The sequence below is a fragment of the Salinibacterium sp. AL4.1 genome (genome assembly GCF_059767305.1).
The window spans coordinates 539036-558171 of sequence record NZ_JBSOQK010000001.1 but is presented as its reverse complement, the minus strand read 5'-3'; the positions used below and the strand labels follow the sequence as shown (position 1 = coordinate 558171).

General features: G+C 60.3%; 19 protein-coding genes and 1 tRNA gene. 19 read left to right on the top strand and 1 reads right to left on the bottom strand.

The window, feature by feature from the left end; genetic code table 11:
* Positions 1-62 precede the first annotated feature (62 nt).
* The 5 genes from ACWTV3_RS02715 to ACWTV3_RS02695 are packed head-to-tail and all read left to right on the top strand — an operon-like array spanning position 63 to position 6485.
* Entirely contained in the window at positions 63-2855 is a 2793-nt protein-coding gene (locus ACWTV3_RS02715; protein WP_498476725.1) for an Rne/Rng family ribonuclease, read from the top strand.
* A 49-nt stretch (positions 2856-2904) separates the two neighbouring features.
* Positions 2905-3951: a permease gene (locus tag ACWTV3_RS02710; RefSeq protein WP_498476724.1), complete on the top strand. Its 1047-nt coding sequence runs from the start codon at positions 2905-2907 to the stop codon at positions 3949-3951.
* Positions 3941-4690, top strand: a complete 750-nt coding sequence (locus ACWTV3_RS02705) for a TIGR03943 family putative permease subunit (protein ID WP_498476723.1) — start codon at positions 3941-3943, stop codon at positions 4688-4690. The genes ACWTV3_RS02710 and ACWTV3_RS02705 overlap by 11 nt, the downstream gene beginning before the upstream one ends.
* The gene (locus ACWTV3_RS02700; protein WP_498476722.1) at positions 4671-6074 is read left to right on the top strand and encodes an Ig-like domain-containing protein; all 1404 of its coding nucleotides are present in this window, start codon (positions 4671-4673) and stop codon (positions 6072-6074) included. The genes ACWTV3_RS02705 and ACWTV3_RS02700 overlap by 20 nt, the downstream gene beginning before the upstream one ends.
* 9 nt (positions 6075-6083) lie before the next feature.
* Positions 6084-6485: an ACT domain-containing protein gene (locus ACWTV3_RS02695; protein ID WP_498476721.1), complete on the top strand. Its 402-nt coding sequence runs from the start codon at positions 6084-6086 to the stop codon at positions 6483-6485.
* A gap of 19 nt (positions 6486-6504) precedes the next feature.
* Here the strand turns inward: ACWTV3_RS02695 and ACWTV3_RS02690 are convergent, their stop codons facing one another.
* Positions 6505-6777: a DUF4031 domain-containing protein gene (locus ACWTV3_RS02690; protein ID WP_100388744.1), complete on the bottom strand. Its 273-nt coding sequence runs from the start codon at positions 6775-6777 to the stop codon at positions 6505-6507.
* 314 nt (positions 6778-7091) lie between these two features.
* On the opposite strand from ACWTV3_RS02690, the gene rplU reads away from it, so the two are divergent.
* The 14 genes from rplU to ACWTV3_RS02620 all read left to right on the top strand — a co-directional run bounded on the left by rplU (position 7092) and on the right by ACWTV3_RS02620 (position 19101).
* Positions 7092-7400: a 50S ribosomal protein L21 gene (gene rplU / locus ACWTV3_RS02685; RefSeq protein ID WP_009772527.1), complete on the top strand. Its 309-nt coding sequence runs from the start codon at positions 7092-7094 to the stop codon at positions 7398-7400.
* 31 nt (positions 7401-7431) lie between these two features.
* Entirely contained in the window at positions 7432-7683 is a 252-nt protein-coding gene (rpmA, locus tag ACWTV3_RS02680; RefSeq protein WP_100388745.1) for a 50S ribosomal protein L27, read from the top strand.
* A 156-nt stretch (positions 7684-7839) separates the two neighbouring features.
* Positions 7840-9384, top strand: a complete 1545-nt coding sequence (obgE, locus tag ACWTV3_RS02675) for a GTPase ObgE (RefSeq protein WP_498476720.1) — start codon at positions 7840-7842, stop codon at positions 9382-9384.
* Positions 9377-10174 (top strand): glutamate 5-kinase, encoded by a 798-nt coding sequence (gene proB / locus ACWTV3_RS02670; protein ID WP_498476719.1) that lies wholly within the window; start codon positions 9377-9379, stop codon positions 10172-10174. The genes obgE and proB overlap by 8 nt, the downstream gene beginning before the upstream one ends.
* A gap of 39 nt (positions 10175-10213) precedes the next feature.
* Positions 10214-11482 (top strand): glutamate-5-semialdehyde dehydrogenase, encoded by a 1269-nt coding sequence (locus ACWTV3_RS02665; protein WP_498476718.1) that lies wholly within the window; start codon positions 10214-10216, stop codon positions 11480-11482.
* Positions 11483-11512: 30 nt separating this feature from the next.
* Positions 11513-11707, top strand: a complete 195-nt coding sequence (locus tag ACWTV3_RS02660) for a hypothetical protein (protein ID WP_498476716.1) — start codon at positions 11513-11515, stop codon at positions 11705-11707.
* Positions 11708-11715: 8 nt separating this feature from the next.
* Entirely contained in the window at positions 11716-12318 is a 603-nt protein-coding gene (gene nadD, locus ACWTV3_RS02655) for a nicotinate-nucleotide adenylyltransferase (protein ID WP_498476715.1), read from the top strand.
* Positions 12318-14054, top strand: coding sequence for a hypothetical protein (locus ACWTV3_RS02650; RefSeq protein ID WP_498476714.1), 1737 nt, complete (start codon positions 12318-12320; stop codon positions 14052-14054). The genes nadD and ACWTV3_RS02650 overlap by 1 nt, the downstream gene beginning before the upstream one ends.
* Before the next feature lie 42 nt (positions 14055-14096).
* A complete protein-coding gene (gene rsfS / locus ACWTV3_RS02645) occupies positions 14097-14492 on the top strand; it encodes a ribosome silencing factor (RefSeq protein WP_498476713.1) in 396 nt (131 codons plus the stop codon).
* A 120-nt stretch (positions 14493-14612) separates the two neighbouring features.
* On the top strand, positions 14613-15602 hold the full coding sequence (locus tag ACWTV3_RS02640) for a methionine ABC transporter ATP-binding protein (protein ID WP_498476712.1): 990 nt from the start codon (positions 14613-14615) through the stop codon (positions 15600-15602).
* On the top strand, positions 15599-16300 hold the full coding sequence (locus ACWTV3_RS02635; RefSeq protein WP_498476711.1) for a methionine ABC transporter permease: 702 nt from the start codon (positions 15599-15601) through the stop codon (positions 16298-16300). The genes ACWTV3_RS02640 and ACWTV3_RS02635 overlap by 4 nt, the downstream gene beginning before the upstream one ends.
* 70 nt (positions 16301-16370) lie before the next feature.
* Positions 16371-17198: a MetQ/NlpA family ABC transporter substrate-binding protein gene (locus ACWTV3_RS02630; protein ID WP_498476710.1), complete on the top strand. Its 828-nt coding sequence runs from the start codon at positions 16371-16373 to the stop codon at positions 17196-17198.
* Positions 17199-17406: 208 nt separating this feature from the next.
* A tRNA-Ala gene (locus ACWTV3_RS02625) sits at positions 17407-17483 on the top strand.
* Positions 17484-17703: 220 nt separating this feature from the next.
* The gene (locus ACWTV3_RS02620; protein WP_498476709.1) at positions 17704-19101 is read left to right on the top strand and encodes a DUF2130 domain-containing protein; all 1398 of its coding nucleotides are present in this window, start codon (positions 17704-17706) and stop codon (positions 19099-19101) included.
* Positions 19102-19136: the final 35 nt, after the last annotated feature.

Genomic DNA, 19136 nt, shown 5'->3' with positions numbered 1-19136 from the left:
GCGCACGAGAGAGTACCCGGTGGGTGGCGCGGTCGCCTACAAGGGCAAGGAGTACACCAGCAATGGTGAATGAAAGCGATAAGTCGAAAGAAGTTCCGAAGAAGAAGGGCCTGTTTGGCCGTATTCTTCCCTCATCCAAGGCAGCGACAGAGAAGCCTGTGGCGCAGACGCCTCAGGTTGACACTCCCGCGGTTGTGGAGGCTCCGGCCGCCGCACCAGCCGCCGCCGAGGCTCCCGCTGCAGCGCGCGAACCTCGCGCAGCCAAGTCGACGCAGCGTCCCGCCGCGAAAACTGCGAGTCAGCACCTCGGTCTCGAAGTTCCGGATGCCGTTACGGGCATGAAGGCGGATGCTGCGGCATCCGACTCTTCCGCTGCTCCCGCAGCCAAGGCCGACAAGAAGTCTGATTCTGAAGCGCCCGCTCGCTCGCGTTCGCGTAAGAGCACCGCGCCCAAGAAATCGACGGATGACACCAAGGCTGCCAAGGCCCCCGCCGCTGCCTTGACTCCGACGTCGACCACGTCGCTGCTCTTTCAGGCCCCTGACCTTCCCGATCTTCCGGAGCGCGCACCTCGTTCGCGCAACGACAGCGGCTCCAATGGCGACAGCCGCGACAACCGTGACAGCCGCGACAACGACAACGGCAACAACGATGAGGCCGGTAACGTCCGTCGTCGTTCGCGTCGTCGTTCCGGCGAAGATGCTCGTCCCGGCGACGAGTCGCCCAACACGGTCGTTCGGGTGCGCCAGCCGCGCAAGCAGGCTGAGCCCAGCAACGAGCCGACTCGTGTCAAGGGGTCAACGCGCCTCGAGGCTAAGAAGCAGCGCCGCCGTGATGGTCGCGATGCTGGTCGTCGTCGTCCCGTTGTCACCGAGAGCGAGTTTCTCGCGCGCCGTGAAAGCGTTGACCGCGTCATGGTGGTCCGCTCAAAGTTTGACCGCATTCAAATCGGTGTTCTTGAAGACGGCGTCTTGGTCGAGCACTACGTGGCGAAGGCCCAAGATGCGAGCCTCATCGGCAACGTCTACCTCGGTCGCGTTCAGAACGTGCTGCCCAGCATGGAAGCGGCGTTCGTCGACATCGGGCGCGGCCGCAACGCCGTGCTCTACTCGGGTGAAGTTGACTGGGATGCCGCGGCAGAGAACTCCGCTGACGGTAAGCCGCAGGCTCGTCGCATTGAGCTCGCGCTCAAGCCCGGCGACCGCGTGCTTGTTCAGGTCACGAAGGATCCCGTAGGTCACAAGGGTGCACGACTCACGAGCCAGGTTTCCTTGCCCGGCCGTTACCTCGTCTACGTGCCGAACGGTTCGATGAGTGGCATTAGCCGCAAGCTGCCCGACACCGAGCGTTCGCGTCTCAAGAAGATCCTCAAGGGTGTTCTTCCCGAGAACGTCGGTGTGATCGTGCGCACCGCCGCTGAGGGCGCGACCGAAGAGCAGCTCACGCTCGACGTGAACCGCTTGACCGACCAGTGGGCCGACATCAGCGCACAGGTCGACAACGCTCAGAACCAAGGTCCAGCGCTATTGCACTCGGAACCTGACCTCCTCATCAAGATCATCCGCGATGTCTTCAACGAAGACTTCCAGAAGCTCGTCATCGAGGGAAACGACGCTCGTAAGACGATCGAAAGCTACGTTCGTTCCGTTGCGCCCGACCTCGTTGACCGCCTTCAGACGCACGAGAGCTCGGTGGACTCTTTCGAGGAGTACCGCGTTTCAGAGCAGATCGAGAAGGCGCTTGACCGCAAGGTCTGGCTGCCCTCGGGCGGTTCTCTCGTGATCGACCGCACCGAAGCGATGACGGTCGTTGACGTCAACACGGGCAAGTTCGTCGGCTCTGGTGGAAACCTTGAAGAGACCGTCACGAAGAATAACGTGGAGGCCGCTGAAGAGATCGTTCGCCAGCTGCGTCTGCGTGACATCGGTGGAATCATCGTTGTCGACTTCATTGACATGGTTCTGGAATCTAACCGCGACCTCGTGTTGCGCCGCCTCGTCGAGTGCTTGAGCCGTGACCGTACGAAGCACCAGGTTGCCGAAGTTACGTCGCTCGGTCTGGTTCAGATGACGCGTAAGAAGCTTGGCCTCGGCCTGCTCGAAACGTTCAGCGAGAACTGTGAAGTGTGCGCTGGCCGTGGTGTCATCGTTCACCACGACCCCGTGTCGAAGCACCGTTCGCAGCCGACCCAAAACGAGCAGTCCGGCGGCGGTCGTCGCGGACGCAACCGTGGTGGTAACAACAGCTCCGGTGACTCGAACAACAACGGTCCAGGCAACTCCGGCTCCAACGGTGGCGGCAACGGAAACGGCGGTTCGAACGCTCAGCAGTCGAACGGCTCCGCGAAGGCGGCTGCGGCTCCGGCAGCGGGTGCCAGCAACGGTACCCACGCCATCACCGAAGACGTCCGTAACGCCCTCGCGCGGGTTGCTGCCAGCACGGTCGTTCCCGTAGTAGAGAACGGCACGGATGCTCCGGCCGCCGATTCCGCAGCGAAGAGCGCCGCACCCGCAGCAGAAGCCGCGACCACCTCGGCTCCTGAGCCGAAGAAGTCGCGCCGCAGCAAGAGCGGCAAGCAGACGAGCAAGTCGACATCGCCATCTCAGGCTGCAGCGGAACCAGCAGCTGCTGTGGCCCCCGCTGACGAGCCTGCAGTTGCGATTCTCGACATCCCGATCACGAAGACTGAAAAGGCTGCTCCCAAGATCAGCACGCAAGACGCGGAGCAGATTCTGGGATCGGTACTGGAGGCTCTTCCCGAGCCCAAGCAGCCCGGCCACGGCCGTGCTCGGGGATCGCGTCGTGCCAGCAGCCAGGGCAAGATCGTCACCGCCACCCCCAGCGACGAAAAGTAGTCTTTGGCGGCTCGGCACTTTTGGAGCTTCGAGTTTGTAAGGTTATTCCGTGACAACAACTTTGCCCGCGAGCGTCGATGATCATCATCACCACGATCATCGGCCTCGCCGCTCCCGAAAGCGATGGTTGTGGCTCGCAATCGGCACCTTGGGTGTGGCCGGTCTTCTTGGGCTGCGCGCTTTCACCGGTGGGCAAGAGTCGATCGGTGTTCCAGGCCTAACTGCTGACCTCGTCACGCTCTCCACGAGCGTCATTATCGAGTCGCTGCCTTTTGTCGTGCTGGGTGTTGTTTTGTCGATTGTGGTGCAAGCCTGGCTTCCGGATGATCTCCTCATGCGGTATCTGCCGAATAGCCCGGTGCTCCGTCGCGCCGCAATCTCGATGTTCGGAATTGCGTTGCCGGTGTGTGAATGTGGCAACGTTCCCCTTGCTCGTGGACTCGTGATGAAGGGGTTCTCTGTCCCTGAGTCGATGACGTTCTTGCTGGCAGCACCGATCATCAACCCGATCACTATCCTCACTACGCATCAAGCTTTCGGTTTTGATGACGGCATTCTCGTTGGCCGCATCTTGGGCGGTCTGGCGATCGCCAATATCGTTGGCTGGCTCTTCAGCCTCCACCCGCAGCCCAACTCCTTGTTGGAAGGGCGCTTTGCGGCTCAGTGTGCAGCAGGCTCTCACGGCCACAGCCAGTCGAGGTATGAGAAGAGTCTCGACATTTTCATGCGCGAGTCGAGCGTCTTGATGCCGGCAGTTTTCATCGGTTCGCTCATCGCTGGCGCCATTCAAGTTGCAGTGCCACGTGACGTTTTGGTGACGCTCGGCAGTAATCCTTTGTGGTCGATCCTGGCAATGATGTTGTTGGCGTTCGTTATCTCAGTCTGTTCCAGTGTGGATGCGTTCTTCATCTTGCCGTTTGCGAGCACTTTCATGCCTGGCTCTATCGTCACGTTCCTCGTGTTCGGTCCCATCATCGATATCAAGATGCTGGCGATCATGCGCACTACGTTCACGGCGAAGGTGCTCGTGCAACTGTCCCTTGTAGTCGCACTGATGAGTGCCTTGATCGGGTTGGTGATCAACTATGTTGCCTAGTCTTCGGCGCTGGTGGGGCGTCATCCTCATTCTGGTGGCGGTGAGCGCCACTGTCTGGCTTGCTGCGACTCAACAGCTTGTTCTTTATATCCATCCTCGTTATGTGGTCTTCACCGTCATCATGGCGGTCATTGCGCTTGTCATTGGTGTTCTCAGCGTGGCGGTACGCCCCGCGGACACCGAGGGTGCGGCACCGCGTAGAGGGTGGTCCCGTGTTGTTGGCGCGCTGGCGCTCGTTCTTTCCGGCGCCATGGCGCTCAGCCTGGTTCTCCTTCCTCCGACGACTTTGTCGAGTGCTACGGCCAGCCAGCGGGACATCGTGGGCTCCACGGTGGGCAGCGACAGTCAAAACGCCGATGAGGTCGAGAACGCTGACGACGAATTGATTGCGAGTTTCACCGTCGTTGATTGGGCATCGCTGCTTCGTCAGACGAGCGACCCCAGCTTCTACGCCAATAAGCAGGCCGATGTTGTTGGCTTCATCACGCCAAGTGAAGATGACCCCACCAACATTTTCTACGTGTCCCGGTTCACGGTGACGTGCTGTGCGGTAGACGCCCAGCCGGCCGGCGTTGCGGTGTACGCCCCTGACTGGCAGAACGAGTTTGAAGTTGATGCGTGGATAGAAATTGTGGGGTCGTTCGAGATCAACCCGAGCTCGCGAAGCGATTTGCCGCTCGTTTTGGTTCCGGAGAAAATGACTGCAGTGGAGCGGCCCAGTGAGCCATATCTCTATTAGCGCGCCGCCGCCGGAGGCCGCTAACAGCATGCGTTCGTTCCGTCGCACCTTTGCTTGGACGGTCGCAGCTCTCTTCGTGCTATCCGGTATCTTTCTCGCTTTGGGCTATCTTCAGGGCCCTAAATTGTCGAGTGCGCAGGTCGACGGGGACGCTTTGGTCGAGTCGTCAGATCAAACCTTGCGCTTGTTTGCGAATCAGACGATCGCTGAGATTGACCCTGAGGCGGTCACGGTTGTGCCGGCCGTCGACGCCGTGGCATCCAGCGAAGGCGACCTCATCTCAGTGCAGTTCGCCCAAGCGCTCGACTACAACACCGAGTACACCGTGAGCGTCGAAGGTGTCACGACGGCGTCTGGCGGTCCTGAGTCCACGTTCAGCTATTCCTTCACGACGGGCGAGCCTGAGCTTTACTACCTCGACCGGGGCCAGCCGTACGACGAAATCATTCGAACGGGCCTGACCTCGCAGGAACGCACGGTGGTGTTCGCGGGCGAGGGAATTCAAGAGTTTGTACCGGTTGGCGATGTGGTGGCCTTTACAACCGCAGCTGCCGACCGCACAGGCACTCTGACACTCGCGAACCCCGATACCGGGGTGACGGAAGAGGTGCTCCTGCCCGAGGTCGGTGAGGTCGCCGATTTGGATGCCACCCGTTCGGGCTCCCTGTTGGGCTTTACGATTTCGAGCAATGATCCCGGGCCCATCCCCACTGTTTCGCACACGCTATACACGGTTGATCTCGATCGAGGCCGCGATGTGGTTGCCGTCAACGACTTAGACGGTGAGCCGATGCGTGTCACGGGCTGGCAGTTTGTGCCTGGCACCACGGAGATCGTGGCGGTAACTACCGAGAGCACGCTCGTGCGCGTCGACATCACGACGGGTCTCATCGTTCCCCTCGGTGGCTATTTCAATTTTGATCGCGTTTCGGCAGATGGCTCTACGGCGATCGTGAGTGACACTACTGGCAGCGCGGCAGTAACGCTGGCAGATGGCACCGAAGTGCGGCTGCAACCTTCGCCTATTGATGGCGAACAACCCTTCATTGGTCAAACTGATGCCGATGAAGAAGGCAACCTTGTAGCCAAGATGGTGTTGGTGGGAGAGACCGGGGCATCGTTCAGCAGTGTTCTCGCGTTTGACAACGGCGAGGAGTCGCGAATCCTCTACCAGACAGTTGGCGACAAGGGAGCCATTCTCGGTTTTGAGGTTTCCCCCAATAACCAATTCGTCGCTGTCGAGGTTCAACCGAACGTTGCGACTCTCGATGCCGACGAATACGTAATGAATCCGCGACCGCAAAGCACCACGACCTATCTCGTGGAGATCGCCACGGGAGCCGTTACGCGCAGCGTTGAGGGCTTTGGTGCCGTCTGGCGCTAGCGTCGTTATATGACCGCTGTTTCTGATCTCAACGAGTTGCTCTCAACTATGGAGCCTCATCTCAACGAGGGCATTTACGTTTTCGCCACGGTGAAGTCGCTCGCGGACGTCGAGACGGAGTCACTTGTGGCCGTCATGCGCGAGACAGAGGGCGTCTCGGTAGTGATGTCCGAGGCGGATGCGGTGCGCCAGCGCATTCCGCACGAGTTCCGTTCATCCTGGATCACTCTCACGGTCACCTCGGCGTTAGAGGCAGTGGGGCTCACGGCAGCGTTCGCGCAGGCTCTCGGTGACGTGCAGATCAGCTGCAATGTGATTGCCGGGCATCATCACGATCACTTGTTTGTGCCTGTGGAGTCAACGGATGCCGCCCTCGCGGCCCTGCGGTCGCTGCAGTCGGCAGCGAACTAACTTTCGCTCGCGCCGACCGTTAGTGCGCCGGGCGATCCTTTTGCGCTACCCGCAAACCGCTGGCTTGGAGGCGATGCACGAACTCTCGCACGCCTACGGGCTCGGCGCCGAGTGCCACGAGATCACTCCACATGCGGGCGGGAACGTCGTAGTGGTCGAGGTCGAAGCCCCGGCGGGGGATGCCGGCACGCTCGGCGAACTCGTGCAGTTCTTCGAGCGAGGTGTCGCTCACAATGTGCGCCCAGACCGTATCGTGGGCTGGCCAGATGGGCTGGTCAATCAACACGGTCATAGGTTGAGCCTAATTGACGGCCAATCTGCAGGCGGAGGTTTTGACCCAGTGCCCGTTAGCGGCGTACTATTGAACCCGCTGCACCCGAGTTGTGGTTTCGATCTCCGAGATCGTGACCAATGTTGGTGTACACGTTCTCGTTTTCGTCGGGTCAAGTTGTGATTGATTCAGTCGAAAGCTACCGCAGCGTGTCGTTTGACCGGGAGTGCCCACGTCGAGTATCGTTGATCCTTGGCGTGTGCTGGGCAAAGCCCGCAGAGATCGCCACAAGCTTCAGTAGTTCTAGCTATTCAATCGTTAAGTAAGGGTCAAAAGTGGTTTACGCAGTTGTGCGCGCCGGTGGGCGGCAGGAGAAGGTAGAGGTCGGCACGATTGTCGTTCTCGACCGCATCGCAGCCGACAAGAACGGCAATGTTGAGCTCGCTCCAGTTCTGTTCGTTGATGGCGACAAGATCACTCACGACGCCAAGGCGCTTGAGAAGATCAAGGTCGTTGCCGAGGTATTGAACGACGAGCGCGGTCCCAAGATCGTTATCCAGAAGTTCAAGAACAAGACCGGCTACAAGGTTCGCCAGGGTCACCGTCAAGAACTGACCCGCATCAAGATCACCAGCATCAAGTAACTGCTGACGGACGTAAAGGACTTCTAGACAGATGGCACATAAAAAGGGCGCAAGCTCCACCCGTAACGGTCGTGACTCCAACGCGCAGCGCCTCGGCGTAAAGCGCTTCGGCGGCCAAGAGGTTCTCGCCGGCGAAATCATCGTTCGCCAGCGTGGCACCCACTTCCACCCCGGCGTTAACGTCGGTCGTGGCGGCGACGACACCCTGTTCGCTCTCGCAGCGGGCGCGGTTCAGTTCGGTGCAAAGGGCGGCCGCAAGGTCGTCAACATCGTTTCCGCGTAACTTTCCGCGGCATAAACTCCGCGTCACCTGCGTGCAGGGGGCGTAAAAGCGAAGAGCGAGCTTCGGCTCGCTCTCGCCATTTAAGATGGCAGGCTTCTGCTGTCTAAAATGACAGCAGAATATTTTCAGTAGCTCACGAGAACAGGAGGAACCATCGTGGCATCGTTCGTCGATCAGGTAACTCTTCACCTCGTGGCAGGCCACGGTGGTAGCGGTTGTGTGTCCGTTAAGCGCGAGAAGTTCAAGCCTCTCGCCGGCCCTGACGGTGGCAAGGGCGGTGACGGTGGAGACATCGTTCTCGTCAGCGACCCGCAGGTGACGACCCTTCTCAACTACCACCGCTCACCGCACCGTAAGTCGCAGCACGGTCAGCCCGGTCAGGGTGACCTCAAGGCGGGTACTGCTGGTGCGGAACTCGTTCTTCCTGTTCCGGTGGGCACTGTCGTGCGCGACGGCGACGGCGAAGTGCTCATCGATATGGACGCTCCGGGAATGCGGCTCATTGTCGCTCCTGGCGGTCAAGGCGGTCTCGGTAACGCTGCTCTGTCATCCACGAAGCGCAAGGCGCCCGGTTTTGCGTTGCTCGGTACTCCGGGTTTCGAAGGTGACATTCACCTCGAGCTCAAAACAGTTGCTGATGTTGCGCTCGTCGGTTACCCGTCCGCGGGTAAGTCCAGCCTCATCGCTGCAATGAGTGCCGCCAAGCCGAAGATTGCGGATTACCCGTTCACGACCCTGCACCCGAACCTGGGTGTAGTCGAGTCAGGTGAGATCCGGTACACAATCGCCGACGTTCCTGGTCTCATCGAGGGCGCGAGCGAAGGCAAGGGCCTCGGTCTTGAATTCTTGCGTCACGTCGAGCGCTGCACCGCTCTGCTGCACGTTCTCGACTGCGCGACCCTCGAACCTGGTCGCGACCCGATCAGTGACCTCGACATCATTCTCGGCGAGCTCGCTGCGTACCCCGTTCCCGAAGGCCAGAAGCCTCTCCTCGAACGTGAGCAGATCATCGCTCTCAACAAGGTCGATGTTCCTGACGGAAACGACCTTGCGAACCTCGTCAAAGCTGAGCTAGAGGAGCGCGGCTACCGCGTCTTTGAAGTCTCCGCTGTATCGCGTCACGGCCTTCGTGAGCTCTCCTTCGCCCTTGCCGCCCTCGTCGTGGCGGAGCGCGAAGCGCAGAACTCCGAGCCGGTCAAGGAACGTATCGTTCTGCGGCCGCGTGCCGTCAACGCCAAGGACTTTGTTGTCAAGGTCGAGGGTGGTACCTACGGCAACGTGTACCGCGTTGTGGGAGAGAAGCCTGAGCGTTGGGTCGCCCAAACAGACTTCGTCAACGAAGAAGCCGTGGGATACCTGGCTGACCGCCTTGCGCGCCTTGGCGTTGAAGACGAGCTCTTCAAATCAGGTGCCGTTCCCGGTTCCACAGTCATCATTGGTGCCAACGGTGGCGTCGTCTTTGACTGGGAGCCCACTCTGTCATCGGCCGCGGAATTGATCGTTGCTCCGCGTGGAACTGATCCGCGACTCGACGACAACCCACGCGAGACTAACCGCAGCCGTCGTCGCAACTACCTTGAGCGTATGGATGCTAAGGCTGCGGCTCGCGCCGAGCTCGAATCCGAGCGCGAGGCCGGCATCTGGCGCGACGACGAAGGCTTCGCAATTCAGCACGACGATGAGACAGAGGATCGTGACTAACAAGCCCACCGTGCGCGCCGAGATCCCTCGTGCGCGCCGCATCGTTGTCAAAGTCGGCTCGTCGTCGGTGAGCGGTGCCAACGTGGGACAGATCGGTGCTTTGGTTGATGCTCTAGTGTCAGCACATGCGGCGGGATCTGAAGTCATTCTTGTTTCCTCCGGTGCTATCGCCACTGGTATTCCGTTCCTGAAGCTCGATAGTCGTCCGACTGACCTCGCGACTCAGCAGGCTGCCGCGGCAGTGGGCCAAAATGTGCTCATCTATCGCTACCAGGAGAGCTTCGACCGCTACGGCGTTGTCGCCGCGCAAATCCTGCTCACGGCCGGGGACATGGAAAACCCCACTCACCACAGCAACGCTCAGCGTGCGCTGGAGCGTCTGCTCGGGCTCAAGATCTTGCCCATTGTGAACGAAAACGACACGGTTGCGACCCACGAGATCCGCTTTGGCGATAACGACCGCCTCGCAGCGTTGGTGTCTGTTTTGGTGCGGGCGGATGTGCTGGTGCTGCTCTCGGACATTGACGCGCTGTACACGAAACCTCCGTCTGATCCGGGTGCCGAGCGCATCAGTTTCGTCCCGTTCAGCAACGACCTCAGCGAGGTTACTTTTGGTGACATCGGGGCAGCGGGCGTCGGTACTGGGGGAGCGGGCACGAAGGTTGCCGCTGCTAAGCACGCTGCTGCGGCTGGAATCCCTGTGCTTCTTGCCGAAACGGGCAGTGTCGCGGCGGCTCTCGCCGGGGAAGAAATTGGCACCTGGTTCGAGGCAGACACCCTTTCGTTGTAACGTTCTTCGGCCTCGGGTTCGCGCCGCTACACTCTGACTATGGTTGATTCGGCAGTTACCGCTCTCTCTATTGACGACAAGCTTCGTGCAGCGCGCGCAGCTTCGCGCACGCTGGCAACGGCCACAACGGTGCAGAAAAATGCCGCGCTGGAAGCTATCGCCGCTGGAGTCGTTGCTAATGCGAACCGCATCGTTGAAGCTAACGCGCTCGACCTCAAGCGGGGTCAAGAAAACGGGATGACGGTCGGACTTCAAGATCGGTTGCGCCTCACTGCGGAACGAATCGACCAGTTGTCCGCTGCAGTGCTCGAAATCGTCGATCTCGCTGACCCTGTAGGCACTGTCGTACGGGGTTCGGTGCTGCCCAATGGGTTGTCCGTAGCGCAGACACGTGTTCCCTTTGGCGTTATCGGCGCTATCTACGAAGCGCGCCCCAACGTCACGATCGATATTGCTGCGCTCGCGCTCAAGAGCGGCAACGCGGTGATGCTACGCGGAGGTTCTGCGGCCGAGGACTCCAACCGCGTTCTGGTTGACGTCATCCAGACGGCACTGGGGAGTGTGGGTATTGACCCCGCTTCCGTGCAGACTGTTGATGAATTCGGCCGGGAGGGGGCGAAAGCGCTTATGCAGGCACGAGGCTTCGTAGACGTTCTGATTCCCCGAGGAAGTGCCCAACTCATCCAGACCGTAGTTAATGAGTCCACGGTTCCCGTGATCGAGACAGGCGCTGGCATCGTCCATATTTTTCTGGATGAATCGGCGGATGAAACAACCGCAGTCGAGATCGTGCATAACGCCAAAGTGCAGCGTCCGAGTGTCTGCAACGCCCTAGAGACGTTGCTGGTTCACGAGAACGCTGCTGAGCGACTGATCCCGGCCGTGCTTGCTCGCCTCGCTGACTCGGGCGTGACCATCCACGCCGACGCGCGTACTCGCGAGCTTTTCCCCTCTGCTGAAGCGGCCACCGATGAATCCTGGTCTACTGAAAACTTGAGTCTGGATGTCGCGGTGCGGGTCGTCGCCGACCTCGACGCCGCAATCCAGCACATCGATACTTACTCCACTAAGCACACTGAGTCGATCATCACTAATGATCTGGCGAATGCTGATCGCTTCTTGGCCGAGGTGGATTCGGCGGTCGTTATGGTCAACGCCTCCACTCGGTTTACCGATGGCGCGGAGTTCGGGTTCGGCGCAGAAGTGGGCATCTCAACTCAGAAGCTTCACGCGCGTGGACCGATGGGGTTGCCGGAACTTACGAGCACGAAGTGGGTTGTGCGCGGCAGTGGTCAAGTGCGCGGGTAGACTGTCAGTGGTTTTGTGAATGGAGATCTGATGCCGATTTTTCTAAACGTTCTTGCGTCGACCGAAGAGCTTGCACCTCTCGTGCTGCCTGCGCTCGCTTTCCCGCTCATTGCGGCTGTCGTCTTCACGACTCTGGGCTTCGTCACGTGGAGCTTCCGCGACGTCGCTAACCGTCAAGAACCGAAGGCCGCGAAGGCTGGCGACGCTCACGGCGCAGGCCACTAAGGCTTTTCATGACCGCCGAAACGGCGCCGCGCCGCGCACGCATCGGCATTATGGGTGGAACCTTCGATCCCATCCACAACGGCCACCTCGTGGCCGCAAGCGAAGCTCAAATTCAGTTCAACCTTGACGAGGTTGTCTTCGTGCCCACGGGTAAACCGTGGATGAAAGATACCGTCACGCCGGGGGAGCACCGCTATCTCATGACGGTCATTGCGACGGCGGCCAATCCAGGCTTCAACGTCAGTCGCGTCGACCTCGAGCGCGAAGGTGCCACGTACACGATCGATACGCTTCGCGATATGCGTCGAGCGTATCCGGATGCCGATCTGTTCTTCATAACGGGTGCGGATGCGGTGGCCCAAATTATGGAATGGAAGGACGTCGCGGAGGTCTGGACCCTTGCGCATTTCATAGCAGTTTCACGGCCAGGACACGCCTTAACTATTAGCGGATTGCCTGAGCAAGGCGTAAGCTCGCTTGAAGTGCCGGCGCTTGCGATCTCATCCACCGATTGTCGAAACAGGGTCAGTCGGGGTTATCCCGTCTGGTATCTGGTTCCGGATGGTGTCGTTCAGTACATCGCCAAGCACCATTTATATCGGAGTACTTAATGACCACTTTTCACGATCCGCCGCCGCAGTCGCGCCGTGCGGCGCGTCAGAGTGAGCGCGAGCACACGTCAGACGGGCAGCCCACGGTCGAAGGATTCACCACCTTCCCGGCGCAAGCACAGAACGAGCAGCCTTCGGCTGCCAAAAACCACGCCTCTCCCTCAGCAGATGCCGTTGCAGCCCAGCCAGCGCCCACTAGCGCGCCAGCAGCACACACCGCTGCTCCCGCAAAAGCCGCACCGACCGCAAGCACACCGACAACCGCATCCAGTGCAAACGGCGATGTAGAACCTGCTCGCGAACGCACGCTGACTCGTCGAGAGCTTCGCGAGATGCGAGCGCGCGAAGAAGCTGCGAAAGCTGCGAATCAGAACCCCGGTGAGGCGGCCCCAGAGCCCCGCGGCGCAGTGTCAACTGCGGCAGCCCCTGCTGCTCCCGTTCAGGCTCCGCCTGTTGTCCCGGTTGCACGCCCCACGGCGGCGGCTGCGCCTGCAGTTTCGCCTCCGCCTGCAGTTTCGCCTCCGCCGGCAGTCTCGCCGGCGCCTGCAGTTGCGCCCACATCCTCAACTTCAACCGCAGCGACGCCAGCGGCACCCGCGCCTGAAGCTCCTGCACGCTCGTCAGCGCCGGCACGTCCGAGCCTGGCCGACTTGGCCGCGGCAGCCTCCGCAGCGGCAGCAGCACCGTCTAAGCCTGCCAAATCAGTCGACGAGCTCTCGTTTGCACCCGATGCCCAGCTCTATGTTGAGCCTCCAGCTCTCGTCGACCCGCTCGCTGTTGTGCCCGAAGCCGCGTCTGACTCTGCTTCGGTCGACGCTTTGAGCGCGTTTGAGTCGTTGCTCGGCAATGCCGATGGCTCTGCGGCAGCGGCGCCTGAAGCGGCCGCACCGCGATCCCCTCTCGCGGACTTGCCTGCACCGAGTGCGTCGGCCCCGTCGTACGCCGCAAACTTGCCTGCTCCGACCTCGACTCCGGCATCCGCCAAGCTCGAGCAGCCCACGATCGAGGGTCTCCTCGGTCTCGAGCCCCCAGTTGAATCCACGAAGGCTGAGCCTGTCGCGCCCAGCCAAACCACGTTGAGCAACGCTCGCGCGGAATTCGACGAGCTTGCTCGCAAGCGTCTCGATGGCGACGTTGCTGCGCCGGCGACGACGACTCCAACTGCGCCGGCTCCGTCCGCAGCAGCGAAGGCTTCGGCTCAGACGGCCGCTCCGGCGAAGGCTGAACCGAACGCCGCGGCACCAGCAGCCCCCGGCACCTCGGCATCCACTCTCTCGGCCGGACACTGGTCCAAGCAGGCCAGCGTTACCGACGATTCGAACGACGCTATTGTTGCGCGCACGATTGGTAGCGGAAGCACGGCGACCAACGCCCTAGTGCTGCCAGCGATCCCGTTCGCAACTGACATTCGTGGGCCGCTGAACTCCAGCGGCGAAACTATGCTCACCGGATCAATTGACCTGCCGAGCACGCTTTCGGCAAGCGGGGTCTCTGACCGCTTCGATAAGGGCGACATTGATTCGCTCCTGGATCTCAACGACAGCGACATGGTGTCAACAGATTCAGCACCTGTGCGTGCGGTCAAAGCCGTCAGCACGTTCTCTAACCAATCAGTTACGCAGACGCAAAAACCGAAGGGCACCCGTGCGCTCACGGTTCTGCTGATCTCGGCGGCGTCGATGGCGGTTGTCGTTGCGGGTCTTCTCGTGGCAGCCTTTGCCTTCAACATGTTGTAGCTTTAACTCTTTGCCATCAGCTAATTTCCGATTAAGGATCCTGTGACTGCTTCTCCTCGTGCCAACGAGCTACTTTCCATCGTCGCGCACGCCGCTGACGCCAAGCAGGCGACCGACATGGTTGCTCTGGACGTCACCGGGCCCATGCCTTACGCCGATATCTTCTTCCTCGCGACCGGTCGCAACGAACGTAATGTTCAGTCGATCGCCTCCGAGATCGAAGAGAAGATGATCGCAGCCGGCGCCAAGCCGTTGCGCCGCGAAGGTCGTGCGGAGGGCCGCTGGATTCTTCTCGACTTCGGACACGTGGTCGCGCATATCTTCCACGAAGAAGATCGCCTGTACTACTCGCTCGAGCGACTCTGGAGTGACTGCCCCGTGATCCCGATCACGATCGAGCAGCCCGCACACGACGACGCCGATAGCGACGCGGAGTAACAAACTTCACACTTCGTAACCCAATTTTGTGGGGTTGCGTTTTACTGGTGTGCTTGGGGTATCCGGGCAGTTAGACCCCGGGGTCACTCGTACCGAGTCACCTTCTCACACTGGGGTTTCATGATTACGCTCAATTCCGTCACTAAGACTTTTGGTGATGTCGCGAACCCTGTTCGTGCTCTCGACGACGTCAGTCTGTCGGTGGCGAGCGGGGAGATCTTCGGCGTCATCGGCCAGAGCGGTGCCGGCAAGAGCACGCTCATCCGCACCGTCAATCTGCTCGAACGACCGGATGCTGGCACAGTGACGGTCGGCGACCGTGAACTCACCGCGCTCAACGATCGCGAACTGCTACAGGCACGGCGCGAAATCGGAATGGTCTTTCAGCAGTTCAATCTGCTCGATAGCCGCACGGTGCGCGGCAACGTTGAACTTGCTCTCGAAGTCGTCGGCGTCGATCGCCGTGAACGTACTAAGCGCACCAATGAAATTCTTGAACTGGTGGGGCTCGAGCACAAAGCCCAGCAGTATCCCGCTCAGCTCTCGGGCGGCCAGAAGCAGCGCGTGGGCATCGCGCGTGCTCTCGCATCACGCCCGCGGGTGTTGCTCAGCGACGAAGCAACCAGCGCACTCGACCCCGAGACAACAGAGTCGATTCTGCAGCTGCTGCGCAGCATCAACAAAGAGCTTGGGCTTACGATCTTGCTGATCACCCACGAGATGGATGTCGTCAAGAGCATTTGCGATTCCGCAGCGCTCATGAGCGGCGGCCGCATTCTCGAGCAGGGCCGTCTGGTGGACTTGCTCTCGCAGCCTGGATCGCAGCTTGCGCGCGGACTTTTCCCGCTGGGGGAGCTGCCGGAAGGTAATTCCACCGTCATCGACGTCACTTTTGTGGGGTTGTCGTCGGGTCGCCCCGTGGTGTCTCAGCTGGCGCGTACTCACCAGATTGATGTAGGCCTCGTTGGTGCCGCCATCGAGACGATTGCCGGTGCCCAATCGGGTCGCACGCGGCTCGAATTGCCGGGATCCGCTGACGCCAACGCGGCAGCGATCAACGACCTGCGGGCCCAAGGGCTCGTTGTTGAGATTGTGAGGAGCGGACGATGATTGATTCCACTGCTCCCGGCTTCTGGCCGCAGCTGTTCGAAACGCTTCTGAAGGCGACGGGGGAGACCCTGTACCAGGTGGGCGTCACCATGCTCATCACGCTCATTCTCGGGCTCGCCCTGGGAACGCTGCTGGTCGTCACTGATCGCGGCGGCATTCTTGAGCGCCCCTTCGGCAGCCTCGTCGCTGGCCGCATCATCAACGCGGTCACGCAGACTGTGGTGAACCTCGGTCGGTCCATCCCGTTCATCATTCTGATGATCGCGCTCATCCCGTTCACACGGTTGCTTCTCGGTTCAGCGTTCGGCGTCACCGCGGCCATCGTGCCGCTGACAGTGGCGGCCATCCCGTTTTACGCTCGCATCGTCGAGATCTCATTGCGCGAAGTGAACGAGGGGCTCGTTGAAGCAGGTCACTCGCTCGGCGCGACGCGGTGGCAGTTGGTGTCGAAAGTAATTATTCCTGAGGCAGTACCGGGCCTCATCCGTGGCTTTACAACGACAGTGGTGTCGATTGTGAACTACTCGGCAATCGTGGGCGCGATTGGTGGTGGAGGTCTGGGCGATGTTGCTATTCGCTACGGGCACCAGCGCTACAGCGTCATCCACATTGTCGCGGTAATCATCGTGTTGGTTGCGATTGTGCAGATCGTTCAAGTGGTCGGCGCTCGCTTGGCAAACCGAATGTCTCACCGCTGACACAGTCGGCGGCTGACCCTCACGTAGTTCTCTTTTTCCCTTCGTTTCACCCTTCACCAAAGGAATAGTTATGTCACGCTCTAAGTTCTTCTCCCTCTCCACCGTGGCCGCCGCTGGCGTGCTCGCTCTGACGCTGGCCGGATGCTCGGCTCCTGCTGAAGAGTCCGCACCGACTGATGGCACCCTCGGTTCGTTGACCGTCGGCGCCACGGCAACGCCCGCCGGTGAGATCGTTCAGTTCGTCATCGACAGTGGCCAGGCCGAGGCTGCCGGTCTCGAACTCGACATCGTAGAGTTCACCGACTACACGACCCCCAACCCCGCGCTGAGCGAGGGCAGCATCGACGTGAACCTGTTCCAGCACGCGCCGTTCCTTGATCTCTACAACGAGAACACCGGCGACACTCTCGCCGTAGTGGGCCAGGTGTACCTCCCACCGCTGGCGCTGTACTCGAAGACCGTCGATGAGCTTGCTGACCTGCCCGATGGCGCCAAGATCGCTCTGCCGAACGATGCCAGCAACGAAGGCCGTGCGCTGCTGCTTCTCGCGGATGCCGGACTCATCGAAACCACGGATGCCCCGTCGACCGTGTCGGACATCACCGCCAACCCCCACGCCTACAACTTCATCGAGATCGACGCAGCGAGCCTGCCGTCCGCTCTTGACGACCAGGACGCGGCGATCGTGAACTTCAACTACGCGGGCGCTGCTGGCCTTTCGGGTGACCTGCAGCTGGTTACCGAAGGCACATCGAGCGTGTACTACAACGTGCTCGCCACCCGCGATGAGCTCACGAGCGACCCGCGCGTCACGAAGCTCTACGAGCTGCTGACCTCCGACGAGACGAAGGCATACATCAACGACTTCTACAACGGACTCGTCATCCCCGTTTCCTAGGCAACTTAGCGACTAGGCGACGCGGGTAGCATCACCGTTCGCTCAGGCGCACGAAGGGCGGTCACCATCTTCACGGATGCTGGCCGCCCTTCGGCTTTTCCCAAATATTTTCCGTAGTTTAGGCCGGTATTCGCTCAGATGGTTTTGGATGCGCTGAGCGTGTAGTAATCTTGTCAAGTTGCGTTTTCTACACGGAAACAAAACAAATGGGTCCATGGCGCAGCCCGGTAGCGCACCTGCATGGCATGCAGGGGGTCAGGGGTTCGAATCCCCTTGGATCCACCATTTAGCCCCGCAATCGTAAAGATTGCGGGGCTTTTTCGTGCCCGCCTGCTGGCCTGCGCGAACTCCACCGTGGGCGTTGCCGTGTCAGAACTCCGTGCGGCAACCCCCGTGCGCTCAGCGCAGCCATTAGCCTGAGCGAAAACGATGTGGAGTGCGCCGCGCGAGTAACCGCAGCCGGCGGGCATCCACCTCACAGCAGAGCTGAATGGAAGACGCGCCGATGCATGAAGTTACCTGCCCTCACTGTGGCAAAGCGTTCACTATCGATGAGGCAGGCTATGCCGACATCGTGAAGCAGATTCGTGACCGTGAGTTCGAGAGTGAGCTGCACGAGCGACTTGAGTCGGCCGAGGCCACCAAGAAGGCGGAGATCGCGCTTGCTGAAGCGAAGGTCGCGCGGGAGCTGCAGGCCGAATCATCGAAGAAGGATGCCGCCATTCAGGAGCTGAAGGCGCAGCTGGAGTCTGGCGCTGTTGCTCAGAAGCTGGCAGTGTCAGAGGCTCTGAGCGCGGTGCAGACCGAGCGGGATGCTCTGGCTAACGATCTCGAGAAGGCCAAGCGAGAGCGGGAGTCTGCCGCCGAGCTGGCTGAAGCGAAGCGCGTGAGCGAGCTCCAAGCCGCCACCGCAGAGAAAGAAGCTGAGATCCAGGCGCTGAAGTCGAAGCTTCAGGCCGCAAGTTCAGAGCAGCAGCTGGCGCTCTCCGCAGCGGTGGGTGCCGTGGAGAAAGAGCGCGACGGGCTCAAGGGCACTCTTGAGCGGGTAGAGCTGGAGAAGAAACTCGCCGAGACGTCGCTAAAAGACAAGTACGAGACTCAGATCAAAGATCGCGACGACGCCATTGAGCGGCTGCGCGACATGAAGGCGCGACTTTCGACCAAGATGATCGGTGAGACGCTCGAGATCCACTGCGAGACCACGTTCAACCAGATTCGGGCTACCGCTTTCCCTCGCGCCTACTTTGAGAAAGACAATGACGCGCGCAGCGGCAGCAAGGGCGACTACATCTTCAAAGAGGCGGATGAGTCGGGCACCGAGATCGTGTCCATCATGTTCGAGATGAAGAACGAAGCCGACACTACGGCCACGAAGAAGCGCAACGAAGATTTCTTGAAAGAGCTCGACAAAGACCGCAACGAAAAGGGTTGCGAGTACGCGGTGCTGGTGTCGCTGCTCGAGCCAGACAGCGAACTGTACAACTCCGGCATCGTGGATGTCTCGCACCGGTACCCGAAGATGTACGTCGTGCGCCCCCAGTTCTTCATTCCGATCATCACGGTTCTCCGCAACGCGGCGCTCAACTCACTCACGTACAAGAATGAGCTTGCGCTTGTGAAGGCGCAGAGCATCGATGTGACGAACTTTGAGGAAGAGCTGGACTCCTTCAAAACAGGCTTCGCTCGTAACTTCGATCTGGCATCCCGTAAGTTCCAGACGGCGATCGACGAGATCGACAAGTCGATCGATCACCTGCAGAAAACCAAGGATGCCCTGCTCGGTACCAACCGCAACCTGCGCCTCGCCAATGACAAGGCACAAGACGTGACGATCAAGAAGCTGACGAAGGGCAACCCCACGATGGCTGAGAAGTTTTCCGACCTGAACAAGGGCGACGAGTAGCCTACGGCTGCGCGCTCGCTTTCCTGTTGAAGGAG